At 70.1% G+C, this 6,244-nt stretch carries 8 protein-coding genes; 5 read left to right on the top strand and 3 right to left on the bottom strand.

All coding sequences use genetic code 11. From position 1 onward, the window contains the following. Nucleotides 1–210 precede the first annotated feature (210 nt). The gene (locus FOE67_RS13155; RefSeq protein ID WP_182663838.1) at nt 211–1,320 is read right to left on the bottom strand and encodes an FAD-dependent monooxygenase; all 1,110 of its coding nucleotides are present in this window, start codon (nt 1,318–1,320) and stop codon (nt 211–213) included. Nucleotides 1,321–1,385: 65 nt separating this feature from the next. Here FOE67_RS13155 and FOE67_RS13150 point away from each other — a divergent pair, with 65 nt between their 5' ends. From FOE67_RS13150 to tgmC, 5 genes are all read left to right on the top strand, one after another. Next, a complete protein-coding gene (locus tag FOE67_RS13150) occupies nt 1,386–2,006 on the top strand; it encodes a TetR/AcrR family transcriptional regulator (RefSeq protein WP_182663836.1) in 621 nt (206 codons plus the stop codon). Between the two features lie 604 nt (nt 2,007–2,610). Next, nucleotides 2,611–2,874 carry a putative ATP-grasp-modified RiPP gene (tgmA, locus tag FOE67_RS13145; RefSeq protein WP_182663835.1) on the top strand — a complete coding sequence of 88 codons (264 nt, stop codon included), beginning with the start codon at nt 2,611–2,613 and terminating at the stop codon, nt 2,872–2,874. Continuing rightward, entirely contained in the window at nt 2,871–3,173 is a 303-nt protein-coding gene (locus FOE67_RS29270; protein ID WP_228473841.1) for an MvdC/MvdD family ATP grasp protein, read from the top strand. Before tgmA ends, FOE67_RS29270 begins: the two co-directional genes overlap by 4 nt. 11 nt (nt 3,174–3,184) lie before the next feature. Beyond that, nucleotides 3,185–3,823 (top strand): MvdC/MvdD family ATP grasp protein, encoded by a 639-nt coding sequence (locus FOE67_RS13140; protein ID WP_228473840.1) that lies wholly within the window; start codon nt 3,185–3,187, stop codon nt 3,821–3,823. Next, complete coding sequence (tgmC, locus tag FOE67_RS13135) at nt 3,820–5,088, top strand: ATP-grasp peptide maturase system methyltransferase (RefSeq protein WP_182663822.1); 1,269 nt, start codon at nt 3,820–3,822, stop codon at nt 5,086–5,088. Before FOE67_RS13140 ends, tgmC begins: the two co-directional genes overlap by 4 nt. A 143-nt stretch (nt 5,089–5,231) precedes the next feature. On the opposite strand, the gene FOE67_RS13130 is transcribed toward tgmC, so the two are convergent. Together FOE67_RS13130 and FOE67_RS13125 are read right to left on the bottom strand one after the other, a co-directional pair. After that, nucleotides 5,232–5,678: a DUF2550 domain-containing protein gene (locus FOE67_RS13130; RefSeq protein WP_182663820.1), complete on the bottom strand. Its 447-nt coding sequence runs from the start codon at nt 5,676–5,678 to the stop codon at nt 5,232–5,234. Between the two features lie 121 nt (nt 5,679–5,799). Then, a complete protein-coding gene (locus FOE67_RS13125) occupies nt 5,800–6,186 on the bottom strand; it encodes a F0F1 ATP synthase subunit epsilon (RefSeq protein ID WP_182663818.1) in 387 nt (128 codons plus the stop codon). Nucleotides 6,187–6,244: the final 58 nt, after the last annotated feature.

Genomic DNA, 6,244 nt, shown 5'->3' with positions numbered 1-6,244 from the left:
CCCACCGGCACCCCGTGAGGTGCCGGCCTCCCCGCACCCGGCGCGCTCGGCGCGGGCCGTGCGGTACGCCGTGGTGACGGGTGACGGCCCGTCACCGTCAGCGGGTGTCGGGGGCCTCACCCGGCGCCGGCCTGCATCGACGACCGCGACGAGCCGGTCCGACGGTGATCTCGCCGCCCCGCTCGGCGAGCCGCGGACGGGTGCGACGGCTCACCCCCCGGACATCGCCCGAAGTCGTTCGTTACGGGCGTCCAGCGCCTGCTGGGTAGCGGGCATGATGAGGTCGCCACCGGGTCCGGCGCTGTCCAGGGCACGTGTGGCGTACGGACGCTGGTTGGTCTCGTACTCGTCGAAGGCCGTTTCCAGGTCTCCTTGATGCCTGTGCAGCGCCCGGGCCAGGAGCCAGGTGCCGGTGAGGGCCAGGGACGCGCCGCGGCCGGACAGGTTGGAGGCGCAGTGCGCGGCGTCGCCGACCAGGACGACCCGGCCCTTGTGCCAGGTCGGCATGTGAATCTGGCTGACGGAGTCGAAATACAGTTCCGGATCGTTGCGCACGGCGTCGAGGATCTCGGGAACCAGCCATTCGTCGTGGCCGGCGAACGCGTCGAGCAGGATCCGCCGTTGGGCGTCGAGGTCGCGGTAGTCGTAGTCGATCCAGTCGGAGCGGAAGCTCAGGACGCCGAGCGCGGTGTCGTGGTAACGGGCGATGCCGATCAGGTGACCGGGCCAGTTGAGGAGCAGGCTCTCGCGGTCGCCGCCCCCCTGCGCGGGCAGCTCGGTGAGGGCGACGTAGAAGCCGAGGTGCCTCAGGTAGTCGCTCTCGGGGCCGAACGTGAGCCGGCGGGTCAGCGAGTGCATCCCGTCGGCTCCGACGACCAGGTCGAAGCGGTCCCGCCGGCCGGAGGCGAAGGCGACATCGACGCCGGCACCGTCGTCGTGGAGGTGGGCGATGGATTCCCCGAAGACCAGCGAGGTGGTGGGGGGCAGCGCTTCGTGCAGGACGTGCGCGAGGTCTTCGCGGGGAATTTCGATGTCGTCTTCGGAGTCGCCTATCTCGCCGGCGGGAAGTTCGGCGAGCACGGTGCCGTCGGCGTCGATGAACCGGGCCCGCTCGGTCATGGTGATCCGGCGGGCGTGGATCCGGTCGAGGATGTTCATCGAGCGGGCGACGTCGAGGGCGTCGCCGCGCACGTCGATGGGTGAGCCGTTGACCCGCAGGTGGTTGGCGCGTTCGACGATGATGACGTCGTGGCCGGTGACGCCGAGGTTGATACCGGCGGCGAGGCCGGCCATGCCGGCTCCGGAGACGAGAATGCGCATGTCCTACTCCCATGAGGAACGAGAAGTACCGTGGCTGTGAGGCAGCACGATGCGGAGGGTTTGCCATGGAGACCAGGCCAGCGAGGCGTCGACGTGGGGCCGCGCTCGAAGGTGCGCTGCTCGACGCGGCCTGGGCCGAGCTGAACGAACGCGGCTACGAACTGCTCAGCCTGGAGACCGTCGCCAAGCGGGCGAACACCAGCAAGCCCGTTCTCTACCGTCGCTGGCCGAGCAAAGCCGATTTGGTGTGGGCGGCGCTGCTGCACGTCATTGAGCGGGACCCGATCGCGGTGCCCGACACCGGCACACTGCGCGACGACGTCATCGCGTTGCTGCGGCAGGTCAACGAGCGTCGCGTCGGGCTCGCCTCCGCCCTGCTCGCCCAGCTCGCCGACTTCCATCGGGCGACGGGCACGACCATCGATGATCTGCGTGCGGCCCTGGCGGCGGACCAACGGTCCGCGATGGAGGAGATCGTCGAGCGAGCGGTCGAACGCGGCGAGATCGACCCGGCGGGACTCACCCCGCGCATCATCCGGCTTCCGGAGGATCTCTTCCGGCACGAGCTGCTCATGACCTCACGGGCCGTACCCGACGCGGACGTCCTGGAGATCGTCGACACCATCTTCCTCCCCTTGGTCATCCGCCGACACACAAGAAACCATCCGTATCCAAAGCCAGACTAGTGGGCACCTTTAAGATACGCAAAGTTTCTTAACGGGGTCGCTTCGACGACGGAGAACAGCTCACGGCCCCGCGCGGCGCCGGCCACACCGGCGGCCCGGTCCCCCTCCCGTCCAGTGGCGCGGTGCCGGCGCCTCGTCGACCCCGGCCGACCGCCCCACGACCCGCGGACCCGGACCCGCCGGCACCGCATCACCGGCGCGACCGACATCGCCTGCGCCATCCGACGGGCCAACCGTCGCTCACACGAGTTCATCACCGCGTGACCAGCGGTTACCCGAGGACGCGATGACCCCGGTCGAGCACCCCGCCCACGCGGGATGAAAATGACCGGGTGCCGGGCACCACCGACATTCTCATCCCCGGCAGGATGACGTTCCAGAGCTGGAGCATTGGCCAGGTCGGGCGCCTTCAGCGAGGGAACATATGCCATGCGAATATCAGAGTTTTCATCGCCAAGTGGAAGGCACCGCCTCGATGGGAAGGATGCAATCGGAAAGCATCCATCGCCGCCGAGTGGATCGCCGAAGGGGTAACGGGGCGTCGAGTACCATTTGCCCCCCTCGCCTCGACCGGACGCCACCTCGAAACATGAAGGGGTTCTCGATGAGGGAGGGAATCGTGTTTCCCTGGGGGCTGACCCGTATGGAATCGTATCCGGCCGTCATTCGGGTCGCCGGAAGAGCCGTGATGCTCGATGCCGCGACCCAGACCACCGTGTACCACGACTCCGACGGAAAGATCATCGACATGGGCACCCACGGAACCGGTACGGGCCTGGAAACCAAAACCCGTACCAGTGGTGACGGTCAAGGACCCAACAGCCTGGATCAGGGCAGCGACCAGGAAAGCGATCAGGACCAGCCTTGATCGACTCCCGCCCCGTACTGGTGAACACCCGACTGGACGACCCCACGGCCGACCACGTCATCGGCGAGCTGTACCGCCGGGGAGTACCCGTCGTCCGTCTCGACACGGGCCGTCCCGAGGGGGTGACGTTGACGGTCGGGGCGGGAGCCGGAACCGACTGGCGGGGGACTCTGCGAACTCCCACCCGACAGGTGGATCCGCAGGAGGTCGGAGCGGTGTACCACCGCCGCCCCTCCCCGCCGATGACCCCGCCGCGTACCAATGGGATTTCACCACCGCCCAGATCAGGCACGGCCTGAGCGGTCTCCTGATGGCGCTTCCCGACTGCCTGCACGTGAACCATCCCCACTTCAACGCGGCAGCGGAGTACAAACCCCTCCAACTGTCCACCGCCATCGCCTCCGGGTTCGCCGTTCCCCCTACTCTGATCACCAATGAACCGGAAGCCGCCAGGAATTTCATCCGGACACATCATCCGGTGGTGTACAAACCTCTCCGTCATACCGACTACCGGGAAAACGGAGAGCTGCGAACCATCTGGGTACGCCCCGTGGAAGCCGAGGAGATCGACTCCTCTCTCCACGCCTGCCCCCATCTGTTCCAGAAGCGGGTTCCCAAAATCGCGGACGCGAGGATGGCGGTGGTGGGTGGCGAATCCTTCACCACCCGGATCACTCTCGACGGGGATCATCCCGACTGGCGCATGGACTACTCGCTCGTCTCCTTCTCCCCCACCGAGGCACCCACCGCCGTCCGGAGGAGCGCGGAGCTCTACCTGAGGACTCTCGGTCTCGTTTTCGGAGCCTTCGACTTCGCCATCGACCGGGACGGAACCTGGCACTTCCTCGAGTGCAACCCGAACGGCCAGTGGGCCTTCGTCGACCCCGCCACCACGAGGGAGATCACCGTCGCCCTCGCCGACGTACTGGAAAAGGGCGTTTCCCCATGACCGAGCGGCATTCCCCGACCGTCAACCCGCCTTCCGAGCCCGGGCCCGCCGCCACCGGCCCCGGTGACGACCTCGCCGCGCGGCTGCGCGGGAAGTTGGCGGACGAGTTGCGGCAACGGGGGGATCTGCGCTCCCCGGAGTGGCGGGAGGCCGTCCTGCGGGTGCCCCGGCACGTTTTCGTCCCCGCCTTCTTCCAGCGGACGGACGGCCCGGGCCCGACCACCTGGACACCCCGCGTCGGGGAGAGCCCAAAGGAGAAGTCGTCCTCCCACCTGGAGGCCGTCTACTCCAACACCACTCTGGTGACCCGCCTCGACGGCGACCGCCGCCCGGAGGACGTGGAGGGGCCGGTGACGGGCACCCCCACCTCGTCCTCCACCCTGCCGGGCCTGGTGGTCCGGATGGTGGAGGACTCCGGCGTCCATCCCGGGGACCGGGTGCTGGAGATCGGCACCGGCACCGGCTACTCCACCGCCCTGCTGTGCGAGCGCTGCGGGGACGAGGCGGTCACGTCGGTGGAGTACGACGCCCGGTCCGCCCGCTCGGCCCGGGACGCGCTGGCGACCACCGGCCGGCACCCGAACCTGGTGGTCGGCGACGGGCTGCTCGGCCGTCCGGAGGGCGCCCCCTACGACCGTCTCATCGCCACCTGTTCGGTGCGGCACGTCCCCGCGCCCTGGCTGGAGCAGGTCCGTTCCGGCGGGACCCTGCTCGTGCCGCTCTCCGGTTGGTTGCCGGCCCACGGCCTGGTCCGCCTGACCCGGGGAAGGAACGCGGGCGAGGCGAACGGCGAATTCCTGCCGGGCTGCGTCTCCTTCATGGGGGCGGCGGGGCACGCCGCCCCCGCCGTGCAGGGCCTCGCGAACCTCTTGAACCGGGAGGACGCCGGCGAGCGGGCCACCGACCACGGACCGGCCGTGCTGGAGGACTGGACCACGACCTTCCTGATCCAGTTGGCCGCCCCGACCGCCCGTCACCTCGGCACCCCCGCCGGGGACGGCACCTTCCGGGAGCACCTGGTGGACCCCGCCACCGGTTCCTCCGCCACCCTCCTGCCCGACGGGCGGGGCGGTCACCGGGTCCGGCAGTCGGGGCCGGTGCGGCTGTGGGACACCGTGGAGGAGACGCTGAACCGCTGGGAGCGGGCGGGAAGGCCGGATCAGGCACGGTTCGGGATGACGGTCACCGGGGGCCGGCAGTGGGTGTGGGCGGGGAGCCCGGACGGTCCCCGCTGGGAGCTGCCGACGGACGTGCCGACCGGCTGAGCCGGCCGCGCCGGGACTTCAGCCGCCCGGGGAGGCGCCGGGGAAGCGGAGCGGGGAGGCACCGGGGAACCGGCCCCGCGACACACGCCCCGGGAAACACCTCGGCCGGGGACGCGAACGGCCCCGGCCGGGAAGGTGGTGTGTCAGGCGACATTCACCCGACGACCCGGCGGGGCCGCTTCGAGCCAGGCGAGGAAGCCGGTGAGGGCGTCCTCGCTCATGCCCAGTTCGAGGTCGGAGCCGTCGTGCCGACAGGTCAGCACGATGGCGCCGGGCAACAGGGCCACTTCCTCGTCGCCCTGTGGGTGCCGCCGCTCGCGTACCTCGATCAGGTCGCGCTCCAGCGACAGGCGCGGTTTCGGCAGATAGGAGAAGACGCGGAACCACTCGATGCGGTCGCCGTTGTAGCGGGCGACACCGTACACCCAGTTCTTGCCGGGTGACTGACCCGGCTCCGGTGGCGTCCACCGGCCGGAGCAGTCGAAGGTGCCGCCGCCCCGCTGGATGACCCGGCGCCGGACGCCGAAGCCCAGCAGTCCGAGCACCACCGCCGCCAGGACGGCGCCGCACACGATCAGAGCGAGGACCATCCCGATCGACCTCCTCGCATCGTCGTTTCGCCTCGTGCCGGACCCGCGCCGGCGGTGTCACGCCCCGCCCTCCCCGGGCGGGTCGCCGTGGACGACGCGCCGGGCGGGGAGGCGTGGTGTCTCAGCGTGTGCCCGCTGCGACGGCCGCCAATCGGATGTGCGCCCGACGCTCGGCCGAGGCGTCCGCGTCCGCCTTGGCCTGCTCCAGGGCGCGCTCCGCCCGCTCGACATCGATCTCGTCGGCGAGCTCCGCGATCTCCGCCAGCAGCGACAGCCTACCGTCAGCGTAGGAGAGGAAACCGCCGTGCACCGCCGCGACGACGGTGCCCTCACCGGCCTCGCCGGTGGTGCGGATGGTGACGGGCCCGGTCTCCAGGACCGACAGCACCGGCTGGTGGTTGGGCATGATGCCGATGTCGCCGGTGACGGTGCGGGCGATGACCAGGGAGGCCTCGCCGGACCAGACCCTGCGGTCCGCGGCGACCAGCTCCACCTGCAACTTGGCCACGATGGCCCCTTCCGAGTGTTCTGTGGGAAGTCCGGGGACCGGACGGGGTGGGGGGCTG

It is taken from the genome of Streptomyces calidiresistens, from assembly GCF_014141525.1.
Lineage (GTDB): Bacteria > Actinomycetota > Actinomycetes > Streptomycetales > Streptomycetaceae > Streptomyces > Streptomyces calidiresistens.
Note: the sequence above shows the minus strand (reverse complement) of the source record. Positions and strands in the feature narration are given on the sequence as shown.